The 23,260-nt window shown below is 63.3% G+C and carries 23 protein-coding genes and 1 pseudogene; 13 read left to right on the forward strand and 11 right to left on the reverse strand.

Annotated features, from left to right (window positions below):
* Positions 1 to 398: 398 nt before the first annotated feature.
* From BMX96_RS00730 to BMX96_RS19070, 5 genes are all read left to right on the forward strand, one after another.
* Positions 399 to 1,733 (forward strand): calcium-binding protein, encoded by a 1,335-nt coding sequence (locus BMX96_RS00730; RefSeq protein ID WP_091843155.1) that lies wholly within the window; start codon positions 399 to 401, stop codon positions 1,731 to 1,733.
* 246 nt (positions 1,734 to 1,979) lie between these two features.
* Entirely contained in the window at positions 1,980 to 3,980 is a 2,001-nt protein-coding gene (locus BMX96_RS00735; protein ID WP_236736904.1) for a calcium-binding protein, read from the forward strand.
* Between the two features lie 263 nt (positions 3,981 to 4,243).
* The gene (locus tag BMX96_RS19810; protein ID WP_236736905.1) at positions 4,244 to 4,612 is read left to right on the forward strand and encodes an Arm DNA-binding domain-containing protein; all 369 of its coding nucleotides are present in this window, start codon (positions 4,244 to 4,246) and stop codon (positions 4,610 to 4,612) included.
* Positions 4,613 to 4,624: 12 nt separating this feature from the next.
* Positions 4,625 to 5,416: a tyrosine-type recombinase/integrase gene (locus BMX96_RS19815; protein WP_407944648.1), complete on the forward strand. Its 792-nt coding sequence runs from the start codon at positions 4,625 to 4,627 to the stop codon at positions 5,414 to 5,416.
* The gene (locus tag BMX96_RS19070) at positions 5,417 to 6,037 is read left to right on the forward strand and encodes a hypothetical protein (protein WP_139209902.1); all 621 of its coding nucleotides are present in this window, start codon (positions 5,417 to 5,419) and stop codon (positions 6,035 to 6,037) included.
* Between the two features lie 150 nt (positions 6,038 to 6,187).
* Here the strand turns inward: BMX96_RS19070 and BMX96_RS00745 are convergent, their stop codons facing one another.
* The 4 genes and pseudogenes from BMX96_RS00745 to BMX96_RS00760 all read right to left on the reverse strand — a co-directional run bounded on the left by BMX96_RS00745 (position 6,188) and on the right by BMX96_RS00760 (position 8,517).
* Positions 6,188 to 6,301: an integrase core domain-containing protein gene (locus BMX96_RS00745; protein ID WP_091843157.1), complete on the reverse strand. Its 114-nt coding sequence runs from the start codon at positions 6,299 to 6,301 to the stop codon at positions 6,188 to 6,190.
* Between the two features lie 141 nt (positions 6,302 to 6,442).
* Positions 6,443 to 7,264 (reverse strand): TIM barrel protein, encoded by an 822-nt coding sequence (locus BMX96_RS00750; protein ID WP_091843161.1) that lies wholly within the window; start codon positions 7,262 to 7,264, stop codon positions 6,443 to 6,445.
* Positions 7,257 to 7,734, reverse strand: a pseudogene (gene iolB / locus BMX96_RS00755) (5-deoxy-glucuronate isomerase); the annotation flags it as partial. The pseudogene iolB and the gene BMX96_RS00750, both read right to left, overlap by 8 nt.
* 75 nt (positions 7,735 to 7,809) lie before the next feature.
* Positions 7,810 to 8,517: a GntR family transcriptional regulator gene (locus BMX96_RS00760; protein WP_091843163.1), complete on the reverse strand. Its 708-nt coding sequence runs from the start codon at positions 8,515 to 8,517 to the stop codon at positions 7,810 to 7,812.
* A gap of 80 nt (positions 8,518 to 8,597) precedes the next feature.
* On the opposite strand from BMX96_RS00760, the gene BMX96_RS00765 reads away from it, so the two are divergent.
* The 6 genes from BMX96_RS00765 (at position 8,598) to zapE (ending at position 14,156) form a co-directional block, all read left to right on the forward strand.
* Positions 8,598 to 9,461, forward strand: a complete 864-nt coding sequence (locus BMX96_RS00765) for a fumarylacetoacetate hydrolase family protein (protein WP_091843165.1) — start codon at positions 8,598 to 8,600, stop codon at positions 9,459 to 9,461.
* 33 nt (positions 9,462 to 9,494) lie between these two features.
* A complete protein-coding gene (locus BMX96_RS00770; RefSeq protein WP_091844364.1) occupies positions 9,495 to 10,265 on the forward strand; it encodes an ABC transporter ATP-binding protein in 771 nt (256 codons plus the stop codon).
* Positions 10,262 to 11,125, forward strand: coding sequence for an ABC transporter permease (locus BMX96_RS00775; protein ID WP_091843168.1), 864 nt, complete (start codon positions 10,262 to 10,264; stop codon positions 11,123 to 11,125). Before BMX96_RS00770 ends, BMX96_RS00775 begins: the two co-directional genes overlap by 4 nt.
* Positions 11,125 to 11,991, forward strand: coding sequence for an ABC transporter permease (locus tag BMX96_RS00780; protein ID WP_091843171.1), 867 nt, complete (start codon positions 11,125 to 11,127; stop codon positions 11,989 to 11,991). Before BMX96_RS00775 ends, BMX96_RS00780 begins: the two co-directional genes overlap by 1 nt.
* Complete coding sequence (locus BMX96_RS00785; RefSeq protein WP_091843173.1) at positions 11,988 to 13,016, forward strand: ABC transporter substrate-binding protein; 1,029 nt, start codon at positions 11,988 to 11,990, stop codon at positions 13,014 to 13,016. The genes BMX96_RS00780 and BMX96_RS00785 overlap by 4 nt, the downstream gene beginning before the upstream one ends.
* A 78-nt stretch (positions 13,017 to 13,094) precedes the next feature.
* On the forward strand, positions 13,095 to 14,156 hold the full coding sequence (gene zapE / locus BMX96_RS00790) for a cell division protein ZapE (protein WP_175481620.1): 1,062 nt from the start codon (positions 13,095 to 13,097) through the stop codon (positions 14,154 to 14,156).
* On the opposite strand, the gene BMX96_RS00795 is transcribed toward zapE, so the two are convergent.
* Genes BMX96_RS00795 through BMX96_RS00815 form a run of 5 tightly spaced genes read right to left on the reverse strand, consistent with a single transcriptional unit; the run spans position 14,149 to position 18,216 of the window.
* Positions 14,149 to 14,841, reverse strand: a complete 693-nt coding sequence (locus BMX96_RS00795) for a molybdate ABC transporter substrate-binding protein (RefSeq protein WP_214606817.1) — start codon at positions 14,839 to 14,841, stop codon at positions 14,149 to 14,151. The genes zapE and BMX96_RS00795 overlap by 8 nt on opposite strands.
* 26 nt (positions 14,842 to 14,867) lie before the next feature.
* Positions 14,868 to 15,554: a GntR family transcriptional regulator gene (locus BMX96_RS00800; protein WP_091843179.1), complete on the reverse strand. Its 687-nt coding sequence runs from the start codon at positions 15,552 to 15,554 to the stop codon at positions 14,868 to 14,870.
* Positions 15,541 to 16,398: an ABC transporter permease gene (locus BMX96_RS00805; protein WP_091843181.1), complete on the reverse strand. Its 858-nt coding sequence runs from the start codon at positions 16,396 to 16,398 to the stop codon at positions 15,541 to 15,543. Before BMX96_RS00805 ends, BMX96_RS00800 begins: the two co-directional genes overlap by 14 nt.
* A gap of 1 nt (position 16,399) precedes the next feature.
* Entirely contained in the window at positions 16,400 to 17,206 is an 807-nt protein-coding gene (locus BMX96_RS00810; protein ID WP_214606818.1) for an ABC transporter ATP-binding protein, read from the reverse strand.
* A complete protein-coding gene (locus BMX96_RS00815; RefSeq protein ID WP_236736907.1) occupies positions 17,203 to 18,216 on the reverse strand; it encodes an ABC transporter substrate-binding protein in 1,014 nt (337 codons plus the stop codon). Before BMX96_RS00815 ends, BMX96_RS00810 begins: the two co-directional genes overlap by 4 nt.
* Positions 18,217 to 18,337: 121 nt before the next feature.
* Between BMX96_RS00815 and BMX96_RS00820 the strand changes: the two genes are divergently transcribed.
* Both BMX96_RS00820 and BMX96_RS00825 read left to right on the forward strand, forming a co-directional pair.
* A complete protein-coding gene (locus BMX96_RS00820) occupies positions 18,338 to 19,303 on the forward strand; it encodes an NAD(P)-dependent oxidoreductase (protein WP_269085874.1) in 966 nt (321 codons plus the stop codon).
* 1 nt (position 19,304) lies between these two features.
* Positions 19,305 to 20,147, forward strand: a complete 843-nt coding sequence (locus BMX96_RS00825) for a sulfite exporter TauE/SafE family protein (RefSeq protein WP_236736909.1) — start codon at positions 19,305 to 19,307, stop codon at positions 20,145 to 20,147.
* Between the two features lie 366 nt (positions 20,148 to 20,513).
* On the opposite strand, the gene BMX96_RS00830 is transcribed toward BMX96_RS00825, so the two are convergent.
* Positions 20,514 to 21,830 (reverse strand): TRAP transporter large permease, encoded by a 1,317-nt coding sequence (locus BMX96_RS00830; protein ID WP_236736910.1) that lies wholly within the window; start codon positions 21,828 to 21,830, stop codon positions 20,514 to 20,516.
* Between the two features lie 38 nt (positions 21,831 to 21,868).
* Positions 21,869 to 23,230: a TRAP transporter small permease subunit gene (locus BMX96_RS00835; RefSeq protein WP_091843192.1), complete on the reverse strand. Its 1,362-nt coding sequence runs from the start codon at positions 23,228 to 23,230 to the stop codon at positions 21,869 to 21,871.
* Positions 23,231 to 23,260: the final 30 nt, after the last annotated feature.

A 23,260-nucleotide genomic window follows, 5' to 3' on the forward strand; every position in this document is an offset into this window, starting at 1 on the left:
TTGGGGGATCAATTTTGCTTGCAATTCATTCCGTGAGTTGGGTCCGTTATTTTCTTGACAGTCTAATTGCGCACTCAAAGAGGGCGACGCCCAATACATTTCTCAAGGGTTCGGCTAGTCGCTATCCACACGGCGACACCCGCTCTTGTGCAGAGGTTACCTTTATACCTGTGTTCGAAAAACCCAGCCAAACGCCTTAATAATGCTGAATGTGATGGGTCCGGTCGACGCTGCACGAACCATCGACCTTCACCACAAGGGATGCGCTACGTCTACTTGATCAGTGAACGTCGCAGCGATGCGGTTCGAAATCACTTCAGTCCATTTCTTTCTATGCGAAACAACTGAAGGAATTGTGAAACCGACTACTAAATCAATACCGAAGTTAAAGGCTGGCCATGATTTTCTACTATTTTTCCACCGGGACTGATCCACTGGATTTAGGTGCTTCGCGTGTAGTCGACTTCACCTCTGACACAGTCGATCTCGACAGCCTCGCGAACACTACACGCATGGCCAGCAGCGAAGTGGAGACGGGACTGTTGAGCGGTATCGTCGATGCAGTCGCCATGGATGATCTGGAAGACCTGCGTACCTACGTGAGCGGATTTACTCTCGACGGTGCCATTTTCGAATATGACCATGGTTTACAAACGCTTGTCGAAGGACCGGGCGGATCGCCGGAGGAGCCGACGCCCCCCGAGCCACCAGCGCTGGTCGAGCTGGAGATACTGGTTACAAGGGAATCGGGTCTCGTTGATCCGGCCGGGCTGAGCGCGGCACAAGTGGCCGCAGTTGTGAACGATGATTTCTTCGAGGATGCTGGTTTCCGTGTGGCTCTGCGCAGCGAAGAACTCGAAGCCCATCTTGATAGGTTGGGCATAGCCCAGGAAATGGTTGAGACCTTTACGCAGCGAGGAACGCTCCGAAACGTCGCCAGCCGTCTTGAGGACGGCTCGCTACAAGCCCTCCTTCTGCCAGCAGATGTAAGTGAGTTCTACGAGGACTCTTTCGAGCTTGGCGGTGCCATCTCGATCGAGTTCCTCTTGAATGGTCGTGAGATCCGCGCCGGAGGCGAAGATGTCTTACTTCGCGGATTTATTCTGGACGACACAATCATAGGAAGCCCAGGTGCCGACACCATAATCGGTGAGGCAGGCGATGACCTGATTTTTGGCTGGAACGACAGGGCAACCGAGGCCGACTTACGGGATAACATCTATGGTGGCGACGGTAACGACACCATCGAGGGCGGTCGGGGCAATGACGAGCTGCGCGGTGATGCAGGCAACGACTCCATCGCCGGTGGCTTCGGCGCGGACACGGTGATCGGTGGGACCGGCGACGACACGCTGACCGGCAGCGCCTTCGGCGACGAGATCTTCGGCGGCGACGGGTTCGACTTCATCAACGGCGGGTTCGGCAGCGACCGGGTCAATGGCGGGGCCGGCGGCGACAGGTTTTTCCACCTCGGCATCGCGGATCACGGCAGCGACTGGATTCAGGACTATTCCAGCGCCGAGGGCGATGTCTTGGCCTATGGCGGCATGGCAAATGCGTCACAATTCCAGCTGAACTTTGCCACCACGCCCACGGCGGGCGCCGATGATGTGCAAGAGGCCTTTGTGATCTTCCGCCCCACCGGACAGATACTGTGGGCGCTGGTCGACGGCGCGGGGCAGGATGCGATCAACCTCAGCATCGGCGGGCAGGTGTTCGACCTAACGGCTTGAAGCTACTCGGCTCGTATGGCTCCTTATGGGAAGACCACTTTTGGGAGTGCAGGTATTCCAAGGTGGGTAGCAGTGCAGTTGGAGTGGAGTCTTACCCCAAACTGACGGAAGCGGCGGGCTCAGGCCGAGAGAGCTAGCTGACTTTACGATGTGGTGTCTGAAGGAGAACATATCAAAAAGACAACGCTGATGTGACATAACGAGATCTCTCGGCTAGCCTTTCTTGATAGGGCCTTTGAGTGGGGGATGATCATGCGGGTCACTTCGAACGATATCGAGGTGGTGTTCCTTGGCCTTCGGGGTTCAGGCACCTTCGAACTGTACGGAGCTACAGGCACTGGCGAACTGGTCCCACTTTTCCGTCCAGATTCGCAGATCTCAGGCGGCGACCAGACGCTCGGGTCGATGGGCATTGCTCAAGTCAACCTTGCCGATGTGCAGGGCGATCTGTGGTTTACCTCGCTGGAAACCGTATACTCGGAAGCGGGCGGAAATCGGGCGCAGGGCCTGAACGTTGTTGTGCATCGGATAACGCACGAGGGCATCCTCGATAGCGGAATAGCCCGCTTCGAGAATGCCCAAGCTACTGGGTACCAGTGGAGTAGCTTCTGGCCGAGTGCGATAGATTGGCAAGGGAATTACACCTTGCCGATCCTAGATGGTGATCTCGGCGGTCGGCTGGGTGTGGTGAATGGCGATGTCTACACCGTATCGCTGAGCGGGGAGATCACACAGCTCAGCAATCTGTTTCGCGACGGGGGCCACCCGGATGCTGCCCTCGCGGGGCTGGGGGACACATTATACTACATCGCGGATCAGCAATCGCCTCTAGGCAGCGACGAGCTGTGGCGCCGCAATGCAGACGGCACAAACGACTTCGTCTTTGTGGATCCCCTTGGCGATGTGAGAGACTTGGACAGCTTTGGCGGTGCGGTCTGGTTCACGGTGGACTACGGCGCCACGAGCGGGGTGAGCGATCCTGGCTTTTACCGTATCGGCAGCGACGGGGTGGTGCAGGCAGTCGATCTGTCGGACGCTGGCAGCCTGTTCCGCCTCGGGTTGATCTTGAAGGAGCAAGACGGCCGCCTTCTTCTCTACAGCACTTACGGCGACCTTTTCGAAGTGGCACCTGACGGCGGCTTGACCCAGCTCTTGCAGGAGGGCGAGTTGGGGATCATTCGCGATGTCGTCCTTTTTGCAAACCGGATTTATCTTGCGGCCGATGGACCTGGCGGCAGCCAGCAGCTGTATAGGCTCAGCGATAATGGTACGGTGAACACGGTGCCCGGCATCGGCAGCCTATCAGGGGACTTCGGAGTAGGGGTTTTCGCCGCGACGGAGGAGCGGCTTTACATGCGCGGCAACGCCGTCATCGACGACGGCTTCGGCGGCGTCGAAATGATCGGCGGGAACCTCTGGGTTATGGATGCCGACGAGACTCTGACGCGCCTGACCGGCGAGCAGTCAGCAAATCCGGATATGCGCGGGGTCGGAGCGCTCTTTTCTCATGAGATTGATGTACCTGAAGGGTTGTTCGGTACCGTCGAAGACGACAGGCTTGTCGACGGTGAGGGCAGCAGCCTTCTCGAAGGCTACGCAGGCAATGACCTTCTGATCGGAAATGCCGGGAACGACACTTTGCGCGGAGGTGACGGTCTGGACACCCTTGTCGGCGGCGACGGCGACGACCTGATCGAGGGGGGCGAAACGGGGGCTGATCTCCGGGACAACATCTATGGAGGCGACGGCGACGACACGATCGACGGCGGCCACGGCAATGACGAGCTGCGCGGAGACGCGGGCAACGACTCCATAGCCGGTGGCTTCGGGGCCGACACGGTAATCGGCGGCGCGGGCGATGACACACTGACAGGCTCGGCCTTCGGCGACCTGATCTTCGGCGGCGACGGGCTCGACTTCGTCAATGGCGGTTTCGGCAGCGACAGGGTCAACGGCGGGGCGGGCGGCGACCGATTCTTTCACGTCGGGATTGCGGATCACGGGTCGGACTGGATCCAGGACTACAACGCGGCCGAGGGCGATGTGCTTGTATACGGCGGCAGCGCCACGCGCGATGAGTTCCAGATGAACGTCACCACCACGCCCACGGCAGGCGCAGACGACGTCCAAGAGGCCTTCGTCATCTACCGTCCCACGGGCCAGATCCTCTGGGCGCTGGTGGATGGCGACGGGCAGGACGCCATCAATCTGAGCTTCGGAGGGCAGGTGTTCGACCTGACGGCGTAAAAGAAGGACCACCAAGTTGGACTGCATGGAGACTGGAATCGCGCTAGATGAAATTGTGAAGGGTCAACGCTGTACAGGGGAGAGAAGGTTCGACGTCAGGCCCATCCCCTCCGCCATTTCACTTTTTGATTGAGTTCCTCCGAGCCACCCTAAGCGGCCTTTTCAATCCAATCTGTGACTTGGAGGGGCGGCCAAGCTGTACTGGATTTCTTTCGCTTTACCTGCACTCGTTCGTTGCGTGGTATGGATAGTGGTTCGATTGGATGGCGCTGGGCGGCAAGCTGATCAAGAAGCTCGTGGCGAATCTCGGCCCCGGCCGGCATGGGGATGGCAACGGTCTCTACTTAGTCGTCGATCCCTCCGGCGCGCGTCGCTGGATCGCGCGAGTGACAATAAAGGGGCAGCGTAACTCTAGGGGCAAGCCGCTTCGGACGGATTTCTGCCTTGGCAGCGCAGAACTCGTGACGCTGCCGCAGGCACGCGATCGAGCATTGGAGTACCGCAGGATGGCGCGCGCCGGGCTCAATCCCCGCTTCATTTCGACACGCGAAGTGCCATCCTTCGAAAAGATCGCGGCTCAAGTGCATATCGAGCGTCTGCCGACCTTCAAAAATGCCAAGCACGGCCAGTAGTGGATCAACACGCTGCACGACTATGCTTTTCCAAAAATCGGCCGTATGCCGGTCGATAGCATCGGTCAGCCGGAGGTGCTGATATGCCTCTCGCCGATCTGGACAGAGAAGCATGAGACCGCCCGGCGTCTTGCTCAACGGATCAAGATCGTGCTCGACGTCGCCCGCTCAAAAGGGTTCCGCGATGGCGAGAATCGGGTCACGGCGATCAAAGACGCGGCCATCCTGCCGAAGGTCCGAGCGAAGCCCCAGCATCACGGCGCGATGCGCTGGCAGGACCTGCCGGCCTTCTATGCTTTGCTGAAAGACCGTAGGGCAATGGCAGCGCGAGCGCTGTTGTTCACCTGCCTGACCGCAGCGCGCACCAACGAGGTTCTTCGCATGCGCTGGGAGGAGATCGATGTGGCCGGGCGGCTCTGGACCTGCCCGGCCGAGCGAATGAAGGCCGGCGAGGCCCATCGCGTTCCGCTGACGCCGCAAATGCTTGCGATCCTGGACGAGCAGTGGGCGCCCGGGGCGGAGGTCGTCTTTGAGGGCCAGCAACGCCACCGACCGATGTCGAATATGTCGATGCTGATGCTTCTGCGCCGGATGGGGATCGAGGGTGTGACGATCCACGGCTTCCGATCGGCTTTCCGCGATTGGGCGGCGGAAGCCGCGGGCGCGCCCCGTGAGGTAGCAGAGATGTGCCTCGCGCACCGGGTCGGCACGGCCGTAGAACGGGCGTATGCCCGGTCGGACCTGCTGGAGAAGCGGCGCGATTTGATGGCGTCCTGGACCAAATACGTATGCGAGGTTGAATAAATGTTCGCGCCTTGCGGCTATGAATCACTGCATGTCCTTTGGAATGATTTCGTAAGGCGTCATGCCGAATCTCTCTGCGCGATAGCTCGGACGAAATACATCGCGACTGAACCTACATCAGATCGCTATCCTTGGCCGGACTTCGAAGCGTTTGGGTCCCCAGCGGATTTCGTCGAACAGGCGTTCATCGAAACATTCGACGTCCAAGCTATCACATTGGTTACGGCGCATATGGCGATAGGGCGTTATGCGACGATAGATCCAAACAGCCAGTTCCGGCTTCTGGAACGCCTTTCGGTCTTTGAGGCAACCACTCATGTCTGCGAGCACGATCCCGAAGCCACCATCGCCGCGTTGCGCGACGAACGATCTTTGACCCGCGAACAGCGCAAAGCCTGGTCGGAAAACATGGGTCACGAGGGCGAAACAATAACCGACAGGCACTACGCCAAGATACCGGGAGAGAGTCGGGCCGAGCTGCTTGAGGAGATTGGAACGGACGATCAGGCGAAGTCGAGATTTGGCCCAGATTTACGACGCCGCCTTGAAGAAATTCGTAATGAATTGGATGCATGTCTAAAGGCGTCCTCGCCCGACGAAGCTTCCGCATCGATTTCTTGAGGAATTTTTGGAGACGCCTTCCGGTCCCGCGTTTTTGTGGCAAAGCTATTGAGCTGAGACCCGGCTCTCCTCCGGATTTCCGGAGCGTCCGCAGGTTGATGCTCTGCTCCCCAACCTTGGACCGCCGGGAGCTGGAATTTCCCGGCTGTTTCACGGTGACGGGCTGGTTGCGCCATCGGGATAATGCACGGCAATCGGGACGTTATATCCGATCGCGGTGTGAGGTCGGTTTTCGTTGTAGTGTCTACGCCAGTCTTCCTCCATCTGGCTCGAAAGCCTACTTCAAGAAGGACCAATTTTCTTGGGGGCAGACCAGCAGTCCTCATCCGGCTCATGGTTTATTGGTTCGCGTCTAGTCGCGTGTTGGATAACTCAGGCTCTCCGGAGTGATTGGATTCATCCTGATCACTTGGAGAAATCCCTTAGAAAAGCCATGGACGCGGAGATCGATGTGTGCGGGTTTTCGCGGTAGCGCGCGTCCCGTGCGGTTGCCTCGAACGAGAAGGGCCCGCGATATCCTTTGGTGATCAGATGGCTGATCTGCCGGGCGGCACCGGTCCGATCATTCTCGTCGATCAGGACCCGCTTTGCATCGTCGGCTTCGGTCAGGGGGCCGCGCCCGTCAGGCAGACCCGAAATGTGAACATGACGGAGGTGTTCGACCAGTATTTCGCCGTCGCCCGACAGGCTGTGCTGGAACGTATCGTGGAGGATACCCACTCGATCGCTCGCATCGAGCTGGGAGATGCAGTCCGCAACCTCACTGTGAAACCGGATCGAGCTGCCCGGAAAGCCGATCGGCTCGATGAGTAGCGAAATGTCGTGATCATCGGTCATGGACAGGATCTGGGAAACAATATCCTGATGCCGGGCAGGGGAGCCAAACATGCTGGGTCCCTTGCCATCGACACGCGGGATCAGGCTGATCGTTTCCGCGCCGGCCTCGGAGGCCGAGCGGAGAAGCGACTTGGTCAGCGCGCGGCGTTCCTCCGTCCAATCTTTGAAAGGGAACACCTCGCTGATCCCGACAAGGCGCAAGCCCCGCTCCCGTATGCGGTCCCCCGCCTCGGCCGCGGGAAGACCGTCGAACAGGGGGCGGCCGAGATCAATCCGGGCTTCGACGCCGACACAGCCGAGGTCGGCCGCGAGGTCGAGAAAGGCCAGGAACGGTGTTTCCGGCAACGTCTTCTGGTTCAGCGCGAACTGGATCAATTCGGCGTCAGGCATCGCGCTGCATGATCCATTCGACCTCGGGCGCAGGAACGAAGCGCCACTTACGCAGCGGGCCCGCCATGACGTTCAGGTAGTACATCTCGAACCCGTAGGGAGCGCCACAGGGGTGATGGCCGCGCGGGACTAGGACGACGTCGCCATCCGATACCGCCATGGTTTCGTCCAGCTGTCCGTCATCCGTGTAAACCCTTTGAACACCGAAACCCGCGGCAGGGTTCAGGCGATGATAATACGTCTCTTCCAGGTAGGTGATACGCGGGAAATCGTCCGTCATGGCGGTGCGACGGATAGGAGGACCAGTGACCGGCCGGGGTGAACACCTCGGTGACGAGAAGCGAGTCGCAGTAATCCTCGTTCTCCATGGCGATATTGTTGATCTGCCGGGTGTTGGTGCCCTTTCCCCGCTCGGTCAACGTGATGCCTTCGGGCCCGATCCGACGCGGTGCGTGTCCGCCAAGGCCCGGCTGGCGATTTGGCTCGCAAATCTGTCTCTCCATGACGGGATCGTTCCATCCCCTTGGTAGATCACTTCAGTGGAGTCACTCCTTGCCCAGGTCCTGGTGCTCATCCGAGGGCGGGGCGGCGGCGCGCAGCTCTTCCTCGGTTTTTCCGTAGTGGCGTTCGGTCAGGACCAGAGCTTTCTCGACGTCGCGCGCCAGCACGGCCTCGGAAATCGCCTTGTGCTCGGCGCCGAGGTCGCGCCGGCCGCGTGATCGATCCACCGAGGCCCGGCGGTATCTCTCGGCGAGTGTTTGTAGCCCGGCGCGGACCCGCAGAAGCCAGTCGGATCCGCAGGCGGCCACCATGGCCAGATGGAAGTCGGCGTTCGCCTGCTCCCAATCGTCGGCGCCAGGCACCGTGTCGGCATCGGCGCTGGCCATCAGGTAGGTTGCCGACACGACGCGTGCCTCCCATGCGCGGTCTCCGTGGGCGATCGACAGCCTGAGGCATTCCCGCTCGACCGCGATGCGCGCCCGGGTCAGATCCGAGAACTCTGCCGGATCGAGCGGCGCGACCGCGAAGCCGCGATTCCCTTCGGCGATGACGAGTCCCTCCGCCGAAAGGCGCTGAAGTGCCTCCCGCAGCGGGGTGGGGCCGATGCCGTAAAACTCGCGCAGGCGCTCGATTCTCAACCTTTCGCCCGGCGGGCGCGTGCCCGAGACGATATCGCGGCGCAGGCGCTGCCAAGCTGTGTCGGCCAGCGTTGCGCCAGACGGCGCGGAATCAGGGGGAAGCAGCATGTCCATGCCTTCTCATGCGTCGAATTTGACAAGCAACGCAAGATCGGCCAGATTGATTATCGATAATAATTTGGAATATCGATGATATGAAGCTTGTGACCTTCGAGAAGGACGGGGAACTCGGCGCAGGTGTGCTGGAATCGGGCACGATCCGCATTTGCGCTCAGGGCGACGGGGCCGGAAATGCGGTGCTGGACGCGATCCGGTCGGGCCAGACCGATGACTGGGCGCGGCGGCGCGGTCCGCGCATGGCGCCGGAAGACGTGCGTCTCCTGGCACCGATCCCCGACCCGCGGGGGCCGATCTATTGTGTCGGCAAGAACTACCACGCCCATGCCGACGAATTTCATGGATCGGGATTCGACTCGTCATCGAAAAGCGCGTTGCCCGACCATCCGGTCATCTTCACCAAGCCTCCCAGCAGTGTCGTCGGGCCCGAGGCCGAGGTGCGCGGGTCGCTCGATCCGACGGCGACGGTGGATTACGAGGGCGAGCTGGGTCTGGTCATCGGTCGCCCCACCTTCGGTGTCAGCGGTGATGCGGTGTGGGACCACATTTTCGGCTATGTCATCATCAACGACGTCACGTCGCGTGAACTGCAGCGCCAGCACGGGCAATGGACCATCGGCAAGGGGCTCGACACGTTCTGCCCGATGGGCCCATGGCTCGTCACCGCGGACGAGGTGGGTGATCCGACAACGATGGAGCTGGTCACCGAGATCAACGGCGAGACACGCCAGAAGGCGGTCGTGAAGGACCTGATCTTCGACATCCCGACCATCATCGAAACGCTGAGCCGCACGATGACCCTGCGCCCCGGCGACATCATCGCCACCGGAACGCCCGCCGGCGTCGGGATCGGCTTCACGCCCCCGAAATACCTGCAAGCGGGCGACGCGATGACGGTGTCGATCACCGGCCTTGGGTCGCTGCACAACAGGGTCGGGTAGGCGCGCATGGCGGACAGGGGGGACCGGCGCGACATGTCCGTGATCAGGGCCGAGGCGCTTCGAAAGACTTTCGGCGGCGGTGCGGTCGTTGCCGTTGACGATGCAGATTTCACCGTTCGTGAGGGCGAATTCATCTCGCTTGTCGGACCTTCGGGCTGCGGCAAGTCCACCCTTCTGCGCATGGTGGCGGGGCTGCTGGACCGCAGCGCGGGCACGCTGTCGATACACGGTCGCGATGTGACCGGCCCGAATCCGGCCGTGGCCATGATGTTCCAGAAACCCACGCTTCTGGATTGGCGCACGGCGATCGAGAATGTGCTTCTGCCGTCCGAGATCGGCGGACGCGTCACCGACGATGATCGTCGCAAGGCTATGGGCCTTCTGCGACTGGCCGGACTCGAGGACTTCGCCTTTTCTTTTCCCAGCCAGCTTTCGGGCGGGATGCAGCAGCGGGTGGCGCTGGCGCGGCTGCTGCAGACGGGCGCCGATATCCTGTTGCTGGACGAGCCTTTCGGCGCGCTGGACGAGTTTACCCGCGAACATCTGAACGTGGAGTTGATGCGCATCGTCGGAGAGGTGGGGGCCACCACTCTATTCGTGACCCACAATATTGGCGAGGCGATATTCCTGGCCGACCGCGTCTTCGTGATGACCCCGCGCCCGGGCCGGATCGCCGGCATTGTCGAGGTGCCTTTCGAGCGTCCGAGGCGTCCGTCGCTGCAGCAAAGCGCCGAGTTCAACGCCCTTGTGTCCAAGGTGCGGGCCACGTTCGAGACCGAGACAACCGCCGGCGAGGACGCATGAGCGACGAGGGCGATCTGGGTGCCGTCGCGGCGAAGGGCAGGACCCGCGGGATCGTCGCGCGGCACGCGGGAATCCTGGTCGCGCTTGTTGCCGCCTGGGAGATCTCGTGCCGGATGGGCTGGCTCGACCCGCTGTTCTTCCCTTATCCCAGCGCGATCCTTCTGGGGTTCTGGCGGCTCTATATCACCCAGGGCAATATCTGGCCGCATCTCGGTCTTACCATGCTCGAGGTGTTGGTCGGCTTCCTTGCCGGATCGGCGCTCGGCATCGCGCTTGCCGTCTGCGTCGGCATGTCGGACCGGCTTCGCCGCTATCTCAAGCCCTACGTCGTCGTGCTGGAGGCGACGCCGCGCATCGCCATCGGTCCCGTCATCATCGCGGCCTTCGGTTTCGGCTGGACCTCCAAGACGGCCATCGTGATGCTCGTCTGCTTCTTCGCCCCGTTCGTGAACACGCTGAACGGCATTGTGGGGGTAGAGCCCGAGAAGCAATCGATGTTCCGCTCGATGGGGGCAAGCAAGGTTCAGACCTTCACCAAGCTCCTGTGGCCCTCGGCGCTGCCGGAAATTTCGGCCGGGCTGAGGCTTGCCATGGCGTCCGCGCTGGGCGGGGCCCTGGTGGCCGAGTTCATCGCGTCGAATGCCGGGCTTGGTGTCCTGATCACCCAGTACACCGGCACGCTGAACATGGCGTCCGCCTTCGTCTGCGTGCTGACCCTTTCGGCGCTTGGCTATTTCATCTTCCGCGGCATGGAGGAGCTGGACCGCATCGTCGTCTTCTGGTCCGACGGTGACCGCACCGACGCCATGAGCCGCCGCCGCAAGGCCGCTTGGCGTGCAAAGATGGGGACGACATCGTGATGGGACACCTTGCCATTCGCCTGGTGCCCGTGATCAAGCACCTGCTGGTCTTCGCCGGCCTGATCGCCCTTTGGGAACTGGCGGCCGCGACGGGGGTGATCGACGTGATCCTGCTGCCCGAGCCGCACAAGATCGCCGCCAGCATCTGGGAGCTCTACGTCGAGAACCGCACCATCTATCGCCACTTCATCATCACCTTCTACGAAGCCTTCGCGGGCTTTCTCGTGGGCGGTGTTTTGGGCCTGGCGCTGGCGGTCGGGTCATCGCTGAACGACAGTTTCCGCCGCTACGTCTCGCCCTATGCAATCCTGCTGAACGTGACACCGGGTCTGGCCCTGACACCCATCGTCATCGCCTGGTTCGGTTTCGGCTACAGCTCGAAGATCGCGCTGGGGGCCATCGTCTGCTTTTTCCCGGTCTTCGTGAACACGCTGCTGGCGCTGACGCGCACCGACGAGGACACGCTCGAGATGTTCCGTTCCATGGGGGCGAGCCGCGCGCAGGTGTTCTGGAAGTTGCGGGTGCCCGCGGCGCTGCCGATGATCTTCGCGGGCTTCAAGATCGCCATCACCACGGCGCTGGTGGGCGCCGTCGTCGCTGAATTCAGCCAGGCGACCGCCGGCATCGGCGTGCTGATGCAGCGGCTGAGTTTTTCGCTGAACATGAGCGCGGCCATCGCGGCCCTCCTGAGCATGTCGCTGCTTGGACTGATCCTGTTCAGCCTCATCGAGATTCTCGACGATCGCGTCGTCTTCTGGCGGCGAACGGAGAGGATGGACGCCGTCGGCCGGAGACGGCGCGCGCGCTGGTCCGTGACCGACGCTGCCACACCCGGCGAACCCCAAGGGAGGAAAAATCTCACATGAGACGCATACTTACAGCAACGGCGCTGGGCGCCCTTGTCGCGATGCCCGCGATGGCCCAGGACACGACCACCATCAACGCGGTCATGCCGAAGCAGCGTTCGGCCAACTATTTCCCGCTGATCGTCGGCGAGGCACTGGGATACTTCGAGGAGGAAGGCATCGAGGTGAACCTGCTGCCCTCGGATACGCCCATTCCTTTCGTGAACTTCCTGCGCAACGGCCAGGCCGACATCGCGATGCTGGACTCGGCCGAGGTGCTTCAGGCAATCGCGGCGGGCGTGGACCTGAACGTGATCTACGAGGTCATGCAGACCGCGCCGGACGGCATCGCGATATCGGGTGATAGCAGCATCACGGATGTCGAGGAACTGGCCGGCGAAACCGTGGGGCTGGTTTCCGACCGCGACCGCGTGACCATGCAGATCGCTTTGGATGCACGCGGCATGACCGAGGACGACGTCACCACCGTCGTTGTCGGCGAGGCGGGGCCAACGCTGGCGGCCGCGTTCCGCGACCAGACCGTCGCCGCCATCGCCGGGTCGGGGCCCGATTGGCTGGCCATTCAGGCCAACGGCATCCCGGTCAAGCTGATCACGCCCGAGGAAGTCTCGAACAAGCCCGGCAACACCTTTGCCGTCATGGCGTCGACGCTGGAGGAAAAGGGTGACGCCATCGAAGGCTATCTGCGCGCTTGGTCCAAGGGCATGTACGTGGCGGAGGTCGACCCCGAGGTCGTTGCACAGATCGCCCGGACCGCTGTGCCCGAGGAGTGGGAAGATCCGGAATTCGGCCAGCAATACCTCAACAATGCCATCCGCCTGAATGTGTCGGTCACCGAGACCCTCGGCGGGCTCAATACCGAGACCTGGAGCGCCATCCAGCCGGGCATGCAGAAATTCGGCCTGATCGACGAGCAGGTCGAGCCGGACCGCTTCCTTCAGCCGGGCCCTGTCGAAGCCGCGAATGATTTCGATCGCGCCGAGGTCGAGGAAGAAGTCGCAGCCTGGCGCGAGGCGAACATGTGATCGGCCAGTTGCCGACTGAAGTCACTGATGCCGGGGCCCTTTCGGGCCCCGGCCGGCGTTTGGTACAGGGACCTTTGCATGGCTGAAACCCTGGCTGCCTATTACGATGCAAAGGTCGAAGAGGGTCTCAGCCGCGATCCCGCGCAGCTTGAGATCGTGGCGCGGCTGGATGCACTGCGATCGGAGCTGGACGATTACCGGTCGGGCGGGCTGTCCCGCCTGTTCGGTCGCGGGTCCGCCCCGCGCGGCGTCTACCTTTGGGGGGACGTCGGGCGCGGGAAATCCATGCTGGTCGACGGATTGATGCAGACCATGGGCGACATTCCCGCTCGGCGCACCCACTTCCATGCCTTCATGCGCGACATCCACCGCGCCCTGCACACCGCCCGCGAGCAGGGCCGCGACGAGCTCGTGCACCACGCCGCGGATGCGCAGGTCCCGGGCCTGTCGCTGCTCGCGCTGGACGAACTCGAGATCGTCGATATCGTCGACGCGATGATCGTGGGACGGGTTTTTTCGCGGGTGCTTGAGCGGGGCTGCACTGTGGTCGTCACGTCGAACCGCCCGCCCGCCGAGCTTTATCGCGACGGGTTGAAGCGGGATCTCTTCCTGCCCTTCGTACGTCTGATCGAGGAGCGGCTTGACGTATTGCACCTGGACGGCGGGCGTGACTACCGGGTGGGTTCCTGCGCGGCCGCGTTCTACGCAGTGGGCGACGACGGGGCGGAGGGCGCACGGATCGACGCGCTTTGGGACGCGGCGGGAGACGCCGAGCGCGAGATCACCATCGGGGCCAGTGGCGTCATGCGCAGGAAGGGCGGCATGGTCCGGGCCGATTTCGCCGCGCTCTGCCGCGTGCCGATGGCACCCTCATCCTATCTCGATCTTGCCGAGCAGGCGGAGGGGCTGATCCTCGACAATGTGCCGGTCCTGGGCGAGCGCGATCACGATGCCGCGCGCCGTTTCATCCTGCTGGTCGACACGCTTTACGACGCGGGTTGCGGGCTGGCGGTCCGGGCCTCGACAGAGCCCGAGGTCTTGTATCGCGCGGGCGAGTTCGGGGCCGAGTTTCGCCGCACGGTCAGCCGGCTGCACGAAATGACTCGGCCCGACTGGCGCGGTGCGTCGACCTTCAGGTGAAGCCGACGCTACGGCGCAGCTCGGCCCGGGCGGGATCGATCAGCTGGGCGATCAGCGCGCGTGCCGCCTCTGGCTGCATCGCATTCACCGCGACTGCCGCAGTGTAGGTCGTGCTGAGATCGTGAGGCGGGGGCAGGGCGCCCACGTAATCCACGCCCTCGGTGTTGAGGATCTCGGTCACCTGGGTGCAGCCCACCGGTGACGTCAGGTCCGATTTCGCCATCGCCGCCATGGCAGTCTGGCCGTTCGGATATTCCTTCAGGGTGTCCGCATCGGCGAGCCCGAGCTCCTTCAGGACCGCGGCGAAATGGATGCCGGCCGTGGCCTTCTGCGTGTCGGGGCAGAAAAGCCCGTCGGCCCCGGAGAAGAGGCGCGCCAAAGCTGCGCCATCCGCGATCGACGGATGATCGGTGCCCGCGCGGACGGCCACGCCGGTATCGACGCCGCCCAGGTCGGCGACGCTCGCCCCGTCCAGCTTGCCCGCTGCCACCAGCGCGTCGATCGCCGCGCGGGTCAGGATCGCCAGGTCGATGCGCTCGCCGCCCTCGATCCGGTCGCGCATCCCGCCGACGGCGCCGAAATCGCCTTCGATCTCAAGGCCTGTCTCGGCGCGAAACGGCGCGCGCAGCGCGTTCACCAGACCGTTCGCGGCCCCGCCGCTAAGTATCCGAAGTGCCATGTCCATCTCCCTTGCTCCGTGCGGGGCCCGTCCTACTCCAGGACAGGGCGCAGCCGTTTCAGTGTGACGCGGTAGTGCGCTTCGAGCAGTTGCGTCGCGCGATCGGCGTCCCGCGCCACGGCAGCCTCGAGAAGCGCGCGGTGTTCGCCGATGGCATCTCCGCGCCGGGCGATGTCCACGTTCATCGATAAGTTCCGGTACCTCACCGCCTGATCCATCATCGACGAACAGAAGCCCAGCAGCAGGGACGATCCGCAGAGCGAGATCAGCTGCAAGTGGAAGGCCTTGTGGCATTCCTCCCAGGCGGGGTTCAGCAACTCGGCGCTATCGCCATCCTCGAGCCGCTGGGTGCGTTCAAGCCTGTGGAAAGCCAGCACCAGATCATCTTCCCAAGCGTCGTCCGCGACCGCCAGCGTTTCCGAAAGGGCTTTGGTTTCAAGCCAGATCCGCGTCTTCACGAGCTCGTCCAGCGACGAAATCGACATGCCCGCAACGAAGAAGCCCCGCTGGCTGCGGCGCTCGACGAATTTCTCCGACGACAGCCGGTTGAGCGCCTCGCGCAGGGGGACCACGCCGATGGCGTAGTGCTCGGACAGCTTGTCGAGCGCAAGGCGCGCGCCAGGCCGCAGCGCCGCCGCCAGGATGTCGCGTTTCAGCGCCTGGTAGGCTTGCTCGGACAGGTTGGCCGAGCTGCCGGAAAGAAGCTCATCCGATGGCACCGGGCACGTCCCCACGATTCCAGAACACCAGCCTGCGCTGCAACCAGACCACGAACAGGTACATCGCGAGGCCGAGGAAGCTGAGATAGATGATGAGCGAGAACACCCTTGGGGTGTCCAGCTGGGACGCCGACACGCGGATGAGGGCTCCCATGCCCTCGCCGCCGCCCAGGAACTCACCGGTGATCGCGCCGGCCATTACACCCACTGCTGCGATCTTCAGTCCGGTGAACAGGTAGGGCAGGCCGGTGGGCAGCTTGAGCCTTACCAGCGTCTGCATCCGCGTGGCGCCGATGGACTTGAACAGCATCCGTTCATTTTCGGACGCCGCATAGAGACCTGCTGCCGTCGATACGACGATGGGGAAGGTCGCGATAAAGGCCGCAAGCGCCACCTTCGACGCGATGCCGAAGCCAAGCCATGCGATGAACAGCGGTGCGAACGCCACCTTGGGCATGGTGTCGATAGCCACCAGGTAGGGCATGACCGCGCGTTCCCCGAACTTCGTTTCACCGACCAGCACGCCCAGCGAAAAGCCGATGCCAGCCGCGATGGCGTACCCGTAAAGCACCGTTCTGGTGGTCGTCCAGAGCGCCTCGAGCACGTAGCCCGCGGAAAGGATGTTGGCGCCGACGAAGACGATGTCCTCCCAGGTTTCGGCCGGTGTCGGCAGGATGATCGGCGACACCAGGCCCGATGCCGTGGCGCCCCACCAAAGTCCAACGATCAGGACGAAAAGGGCCACCATCGCGACCGAGCGTGGCACGCGGTCGATCCAGGGATCCTGTTCGATCCAGACCGTATCTTCACCCGGCGTCTGCTGTGACTGGAAGCCTGTCGGCATGTCAGAGGAACCCTTCCTTGTCGAGCCGGCCGCGGATATGCGACACGATTTCCCCGAATTTCTGCGTGTTGACCATGTCGAGCGATCGGGGGCGCGGCAGATCGATGTCGATGACTTCGCCCACCCGGCCCGGATTGGCCTGCATGACGAAGATGCGATCCGACAGGATCACGGCCTCGGGGATCGAGTGGGTCACAAGAAAGGCGGTGGCGTCGCGCGCCTCGCAGATGCGCTGCAACTCGATATTCAGAAAGTCGCGGGTCAGTTCGTCCAACGCGGAAAACGGCTCGTCCAGCAGCAGGACCGCGGGCTCGGAAATCATCATGCGGCAGATCGCGACCCGCTGCGCCATGCCGCCCGACAGCTCGTCGGGGTACTTGTTGCCCGCGGCCTCCAGTCCGACGAGCTCCAAGAGCTCCTGCGCGCGGGGCAGGGCCTTCTTCGCGGCCGATCGGCCTTCGCGGATCGAAATCGGCATGACAATGTTCTCGATGGCGGTCTTCCACGGCAGAAGCGTCGCCTGCTGGAACATCATTCCGATATCGGCGCGTGGACCCAGCACCGGACGGTCGTCGAGCACGACGCGGCCGGCGCTCGGGGGCATCAGGCCTGCCATGATCTTCAGCAGGGTGGACTTGCCGCAGCCCGACGATCCGATAACGCTTGCGAATTCGCCCTTGCCGAGGCTGAGATCCACGTCCGACAAGGCGAGGAAATCACCGTACCGCTTGGTCAGACCGGAGATCTCGTAGACCGGCCGGGTTTCCCCGGCCGGATCCTGTTCGACCTCTGCCGCCATCGCGGTCATTGGCCGTTCCACGTGGCGACGAAGTCGTTGGTGAACGCCGCGCTCAGATCGTCGAGCGGCGCGTCCAGAACACCGTTGTCCTGAAGGCTCTGGTGCCAGGCTTCCCAGTGCTCGGGCGGCTGGTAGCCGAAGCCCTGATCGGCATAGGCATCGGTGGGCGTCATGCGTTCGACCACCGCATCCAGCAGCGCGCCCGCGAATTCGCGATCCTCGCCTTCCTGCGGATTGCCCGCCGCCATGTGGTCCAGCGTGGTCTCACTGTTGGCGGGGTCGGACATGAATTCCATGCCGCGGACCAGCGCGCGCCCGAAGCCTTCGATGACGTCCGGGTTCTCTTCCATGTAACCACGCGTCGTCGCGACGCCGTTGCCGAAGAAGCCCAGGAATTTCTCGGGTGTGATCTCGGTCAGTTCGATACCGCGGGACCGCAGGATGGCCGCGTCGCTGATCGCGCCGGCGTAGGAGTCGACTTCGTCGCGCAGGAAGGCCACCGCCGCGGTGCCGCCGTCGCCCACGGGCAGGAACTCGTAGCCCTCGCCCTCGGTCAGGCCCGCATCGCCCAAAATCGCGCGGGCAAAGGCCACTTCGGCCCCGTCCGCGGTGCCGACTCCCACGGTTTGACCTTCAAGCTCGGCCGGGTCGGTGATGCCGGTGCTCGACTCCACCAGAAGGCCGAACAGGCTCTTGGGATACATGTTGTAGATAAACACCGCGTCGAGATCGCGCGCCCTGGCGGCCAGAACCGGTCCGGGACCGGGCACGCCGATCTGGGCCTGTCCGGCCGACATCGCCTGCAGCACGGCGCTCGAGCCGTCGACGGCCTGGACATCGACGCTCAGTCCTTCTTCCTCGAAATACCCCTCACCCGCGGCGGCCCAGATCGGCCCCCACAGGATCGCCGAAGGGTTCGGCACTGCCACGGTTACATCGGTCTGGGCCATCGCGGTCGTCGCGCCAAGCGTCATGACCGCCCCGCCGATGACTGCCCGTATTTTCGCGATCTTGGTCATGTTGAATCCTCCTCCCAATGAGCGCGACGCAACGGTCACGCTGACGCGATAATATACAAATTGATATAACGAGGCAAAAAATATATTATTTGAGCGAGGCAACAGGGATCGGGCCTGAATAATCACGCGTCTTCGCCGTCCGGCACCTGGCGCAGCAGCCCGGCTTTCGAGCGACGCGCGGTATCGAAACCGCCGACCAAGCAGGGGAGCGACCATGGGCGAGCGAATCGGGATAGCGGGAACGGGACGAATGGGTACGGCCTTCGCCGAGAGGCTGGTCGCAACCGGCCACACTGTAACGGTGTGGAACCGCACCGCATCCGGCACGAAGCGGGCACAGTCGTCCGGGGCTTCCGTTGCCGATAATCTTTCCGCGCTGGTTGCGGTCTCGGATGTGATCCTCATCTCGGTCCGCGATGCCGCGGCGGTGGCTGCGGTGATTGACGGGCTGGCGGCCTCGGACCTGTCCGGGCGGCTGGTGATCGACACCAGCACGCTCCTGCCACCGGAAAAGGAACGTGCAGCCGCTCGCGTATCGGATGCCGACGGGGCCTTTGTAGATTGTTCCGTCGGGGGAACGGTCGCACCCGCTTTGAAAGGCGCTCTTCTGGGCCTCGCGGGTGGCTCCGACGCGGATGTGGCGCGGGCGAGGACGGTAATGGATCATCTGTGCAAGCGCGTGGCCCATGTGGGCCCTGTGGGCGCGGGGGCGCAGATGAAGCTGGCGGTGAACCTTCCACTTGCGCTCTACTGGGCCGCGCTGGGCGAAAGCCTGTCGATGCTGCGCGGTGCGGGTTTGTCGGGCGAGGTCATCGTTGACCTGCTGGCGTCTTCGTCGGCCGGGCCGACGGTTCTTGGCAACCGTGCCGGGGTCGTTGCGGCCACCATCGACGGCACCGACCAGCCCGGCACCTTCGACATCGACGGGTTGGCGAAGGATTTGCAGCTGGCACGGGACTGGGCCGCCGCCAAGGGGGCTCAGGTGCCCTTGGCCGATGCCGCGGCGCGGGTCTACGACGCCGCGCAGGCCGAGGGCCTTGGCGGCTTCGACGGGTCGAGCCTGTCGCGTTTCGCCGCGCGGCGCTGACGTGCCGACGGACATGATGCCGATGGACCTGGTGCCGATTGTCCTGGCCTTGGCGCTGGCCGGGCTGGCCATCGGGTTCCTGGCGGGGCTTTTCGGCGTGGGCGGCGGCGCCGTTTCGGTGCCCGTATTCTTCGAGGTATTCCGCGCGACCGGCAGCCCCGAAACGATCGCCATGCCCATGGCCGTGGGCACTTCGCTGGCCATCATCGTGCCGACCGCGATTTCGGCCAGTCTGCAGCACGCGCGCAAGGGAACGGTCGAAGGGCGGGTCTTGCGGCTCTGGGCCCTGCCGATCCTGCTGGGCGTCGTTGCCGGCAGCGCCATTGCCAGCATCGCGGCACCCGCGGTCTTCCAGGGTGTCTTCGCCGCCGTTGCGCTGCTGCTCTCGGTGCGAATGCTGACCGGGGGCGCGGGGTGGCGGCTCTCCGACGACCTGCCGTCAGGTCCCGTGCTGTCCGGCTACGGTGCTGTCATCGGTCTGCTGTCCAGCTTGATGGGAATCGGCGGCGGCGCACTGTCGACGATGGCACTGACGCTGCACGGTCGCCCAATCCACGTGGCGGTCTCGACGTCTGCGGGGGTGGGCATCCTGATCGCCGTGCCCGGCACCATCGGCTATGCGGTGGCGGGCTGGGGCGCGCCGGGTCTGCCGCCAGGGTCGATCGGGTTCGTGTCACTGCTGGCCGTGGCGATCCCGCTGCCCGCGTCGTTGCTGGCGACGCGGCTTGGGGTATCTGTCGGTCACGCCCTGTCGCGAGAGGCGCTGACCCGGCTGTTCGGCGCGTTCCTCTTGTTGGTCGGCCTGCGGTTCGCCGTGGCGGTGATCCCGGGCCTTGGCGGCTGATCGGTCGAAACCTTCTTCTGCCGAGGCTCCCCTTGCGAGGGTCGGGGCGTCAGCAGGCCCTCGGGTCGTGCGCCAGGTATTGTCAGGGGCCCATGTCCTGAGGCAGGGCAGGGCTGTGGCTAACCGTCGAGGATGACCCAACGCTCGCCTCTCCGCTACTTCAAGACCGGTCCGAAGATCATCCGCTCGGCAAGGAACGAGCCCTCTCCAGCCTATGCCATTTCAAGAACAACCGCGCCGCCGCTCTCGCCGAGTGGCACGGTCTCTGGGCGTAATAAGGGGCAGTGCCGATGTCCTGGCAGACACCAGTCCGCATTGGTCTGACAGCACTCCCCTGTTTCATGCCAGGCAACGCCACGGCCGCATTCATCCGTAGACCAATCGCGGTAGCCAGATGATGACTTGCGGAAAGAGCATGCACACAGCGAGTCCCACGATTTGAAGGAAGAGAAAGGGCAGGGCCGAACGGAAGATATCGCCCATCGGGATCTCCGGAGGGGCGACCCCGCGCAGGTAGAAGAGCGCGTAGCCAAATGGCGGCGACAGGAAGCTCATCTGCATGTTGACGAGGTAGAGCACCCCAAACCACAGAACCAGATCGTCGGGGTCGGCCAGTCCGAAGCTCTGCGCGCCCAATGCCCGGACGATGGGCACGAAGATCGGGACGCACAGGAGGAGGATTCCCACCCAATCGAGAAACATCCCGAGGATCACGAGCAGCACCTGCATGAGAATGAGGATGCCCCAGGGGCCGAGCCCGGTCGCTGCGAGCGCTTCGTTCACGAATTGCTGCCCGCCTTCAAGGACATAGAGCCCGACGAAGATCGTCGCGCCGAACATGATCCAGATTACCATGGCCGAGGCTTTCAGCGTCGTCAGACAGGCCTCGCGTACGGTCGGCCAGTCCAGCTGCCGGTGAATCGCGGCGACGATGAACGCGCCGAAGGTGCCGATCCCGGCTGCCTCGACCGGCGTGGCGACCCCAGAGAAGATCACCCCCAGCACCACCACAATCAGCGCGATGGGCGCGGCCATGTTGCCGAGAAGGCGGAGTTTCTCGCGGTTCGACACCCGCTCCTCCACCGGGATCGGCGGTCCCAGCTGGGGGTTGATCGTACAGCGCAGTACGCAATAGCCGATATAGAAGGTCGACAGCATCAGCCCCGGGATAACCGCGCCGATGAACAGCTCGCCCACGGATTGCTCGGCGACGACGGCGTAGATTATCGCCAGGATCGAGGGCGGGATCAGGATGCCCAATGTCCCGCCCGCCATGATCGAACCCATCGCAATCTTTGGATCGTAGCCGCGCGACAACATGGCGGGCAAGGCGATGATCCCCATCGTGACAACCGCCGCCCCGATCACGCCGACCATCGCGGCCAGGATGGTCGAGGCCAGCACCGTCGCAGCCGCAAGGCCCCCCTTCACACCGCCCAGAAGCTTGTAGATCACGTCGAACATGTCGTTGATGATGCCCGCCCTCTCGAGCATCGATGCCATGAAAATGAAGAGCGGGATTGCCGACAGCTGATAATTCGTCATCAGCGGGAATATCCGCGATGGAACGATGTTCAGGGCGTTCGCGTCGCCCAGGATGAACAGGAATACGCAGGCCAGCCCTCCGGTGACGAAGGCCAGTGGGAGCCCCGCCATGAGAAGCGCGAGGAGTGATCCGAACATGACAAGGGTGAGCCACCCGATTCCAATCTCGATGCCCATCAGGCGTTCCCTCTCAGTTCAGCGGCCGCGCCGGGCGTTCCCCGGGTCGGCGGCTCTCCGCCCCGAAGGGCCCGGATGTCCTCGGACAGTTTCGAGACGCCCTGGAGCACCAGCAGCAGCCCGCCCAGCACCATGACCCATTTCATCGGCCAAAGGGGCACCTCCCATTCGTTGAAGCTGATCTCGCCCCAGCGGATGTTCGGATCGGACCACTGGTTCAGACCGAATCCCGACACCATCTCACTGAAGCCGATATTGCCGCGCGCCCACTCGCTGACGGTTGAGTTGCCCGTCGGAACGGCCAGTGCGTCGAAGGCGAAGATATATGACGTGACCAGCAGCGTGCCGGCGAAGATGAAGAAGAAGACCGAGGTCAGCAGGTCGACCCAGGCCTTCCGCTTGCGGGGCAGGGGGGCGTAGAAGATGTCGACCCGTACATGGCTCTCGGTCAGCATCGCGTAGGCGCCCGCAATCAGGTATTGCATCCCGAACATCAGATACATCGCCTCGTGCGCCCAGTTCGTCGGGCTTCCGAAGACGTAGCGGGCGATAACCTCGTAGTAGTACACGAAGACAGCGATCACGGCCCAGTAGGCGGCGAATTCTCCTGCGAATAGCGACAGTCGGTCGATCCAGTTCGTTGCGTAATCCGCATCGGATTTCGGATCCTCGCCAGCTTCGGAGAGGGTCACTTCGTCTGTCGGCGTGAGACCGGTGTCGGGTTCCAGTCCGCGGTTCGCGCGGCGAACCAGGGACGGCAGAAGAATCGCGTCGACCACCATGCCCGCCACGAGAAGGTAGAAGGCGATTTGCGCCACGCGGGCCCAGTAGGCCCGATCGCCGCGTGCCGCCGTCAATTCGCCCTGGACTTCGTCAAGCGTCGCGCGAGCTTCCGCCAGTCTTTCTTCGCCGCCCGAAATCGTATCCTCGGCGCGGGAAAGCCGACGCTCGGCCAGACGGGCCTGAACCGACCCCGTTTCCGCCTCGTCGAATGCGGTCTGCAACTCTTCCAGTTGCGCGCGCGCCTCCTCGATCCGCGGGCCTTCGCGCTCGACCGTGCGCTCGGCCATGCGAACCTCGTTGGCAAGGTTGGACACGACCGAGCGCGCGTCCTGCCCCTGGCTGTTGGCGATCAGGATCGCAAAGAACACCGGCAGGAAGAGGAGGCCCAACAGATTCTTGAGATAAAAGCGGTGCAGCCCGAGAATCCCGCCGGTGACGAGGATCATGTAGCCCAGAGCAACAGAATAGCGGCGCGGGCCACGTTGAGTGCGGCGGGCCATGACCATGGCGATCAGGGGAAAGACGATCAGGCCGATCCAGTAGAGCCAGTGCGGCAGTGTGAAGCTGAGGCCGGGCATAAGCGGGCACCTTTGGTCACGGGAAAGGAC

Origin of the sequence: Palleronia pelagia (genome assembly GCF_900110115.1) — a bacterium.
In the GTDB taxonomy this organism is placed as follows: Bacteria; Pseudomonadota; Alphaproteobacteria; order Rhodobacterales; family Rhodobacteraceae; genus Palleronia; species Palleronia pelagia.

Coding starts and splice junctions, on each gene's coding strand:
- BMX96_RS19070 (WP_139209902.1), top strand. CDS start 5,417: ATGTTCGCGCCTTGCGGCTATGAATCACTGCATGTCCTTTGGAATGAT.
- BMX96_RS19810 (WP_236736905.1), top strand. CDS start 4,244: ATGGCGCTGGGCGGCAAGCTGATCAAGAAGCTCGTGGCGAATCTCGGC.
- BMX96_RS00785 (WP_091843173.1), top strand. CDS start 11,988: ATGAGACGCATACTTACAGCAACGGCGCTGGGCGCCCTTGTCGCGATG.
- BMX96_RS00835 (WP_091843192.1), bottom strand. CDS start 23,230: ATGCCCGGCCTCAGCTTCACACTGCCGCACTGGCTCTACTGGATCGGC.
- BMX96_RS00805 (WP_091843181.1), bottom strand. CDS start 16,398: ATGCCGACAGGCTTCCAGTCACAGCAGACGCCGGGTGAAGATACGGTC.
- BMX96_RS00760 (WP_091843163.1), bottom strand. CDS start 8,517: ATGGACATGCTGCTTCCCCCTGATTCCGCGCCGTCTGGCGCAACGCTG.
- BMX96_RS00810 (WP_214606818.1), bottom strand. CDS start 17,206: ATGACCGCGATGGCGGCAGAGGTCGAACAGGATCCGGCCGGGGAAACC.
- BMX96_RS00770 (WP_091844364.1), top strand. CDS start 9,495: ATGTCCGTGATCAGGGCCGAGGCGCTTCGAAAGACTTTCGGCGGCGGT.
- BMX96_RS00730 (WP_091843155.1), top strand. CDS start 399: ATGATTTTCTACTATTTTTCCACCGGGACTGATCCACTGGATTTAGGT.
- BMX96_RS00735 (WP_236736904.1), top strand. CDS start 1,980: ATGATCATGCGGGTCACTTCGAACGATATCGAGGTGGTGTTCCTTGGC.
- BMX96_RS00775 (WP_091843168.1), top strand. CDS start 10,262: ATGAGCGACGAGGGCGATCTGGGTGCCGTCGCGGCGAAGGGCAGGACC.
- BMX96_RS00795 (WP_214606817.1), bottom strand. CDS start 14,841: ATGGACATGGCACTTCGGATACTTAGCGGCGGGGCCGCGAACGGTCTG.
- BMX96_RS00830 (WP_236736910.1), bottom strand. CDS start 21,830: ATGTTCGGATCACTCCTCGCGCTTCTCATGGCGGGGCTCCCACTGGCC.
- BMX96_RS00780 (WP_091843171.1), top strand. CDS start 11,125: ATGGGACACCTTGCCATTCGCCTGGTGCCCGTGATCAAGCACCTGCTG.
- BMX96_RS00815 (WP_236736907.1), bottom strand. CDS start 18,216: ATGACCAAGATCGCGAAAATACGGGCAGTCATCGGCGGGGCGGTCATG.
- zapE (WP_175481620.1), top strand. CDS start 13,095: ATGGCTGAAACCCTGGCTGCCTATTACGATGCAAAGGTCGAAGAGGGT.
- BMX96_RS00745 (WP_091843157.1), bottom strand. CDS start 6,301: ATGGAGGAAGACTGGCGTAGACACTACAACGAAAACCGACCTCACACC.
- BMX96_RS00765 (WP_091843165.1), top strand. CDS start 8,598: ATGAAGCTTGTGACCTTCGAGAAGGACGGGGAACTCGGCGCAGGTGTG.
- BMX96_RS00750 (WP_091843161.1), bottom strand. CDS start 7,264: ATGCCTGACGCCGAATTGATCCAGTTCGCGCTGAACCAGAAGACGTTG.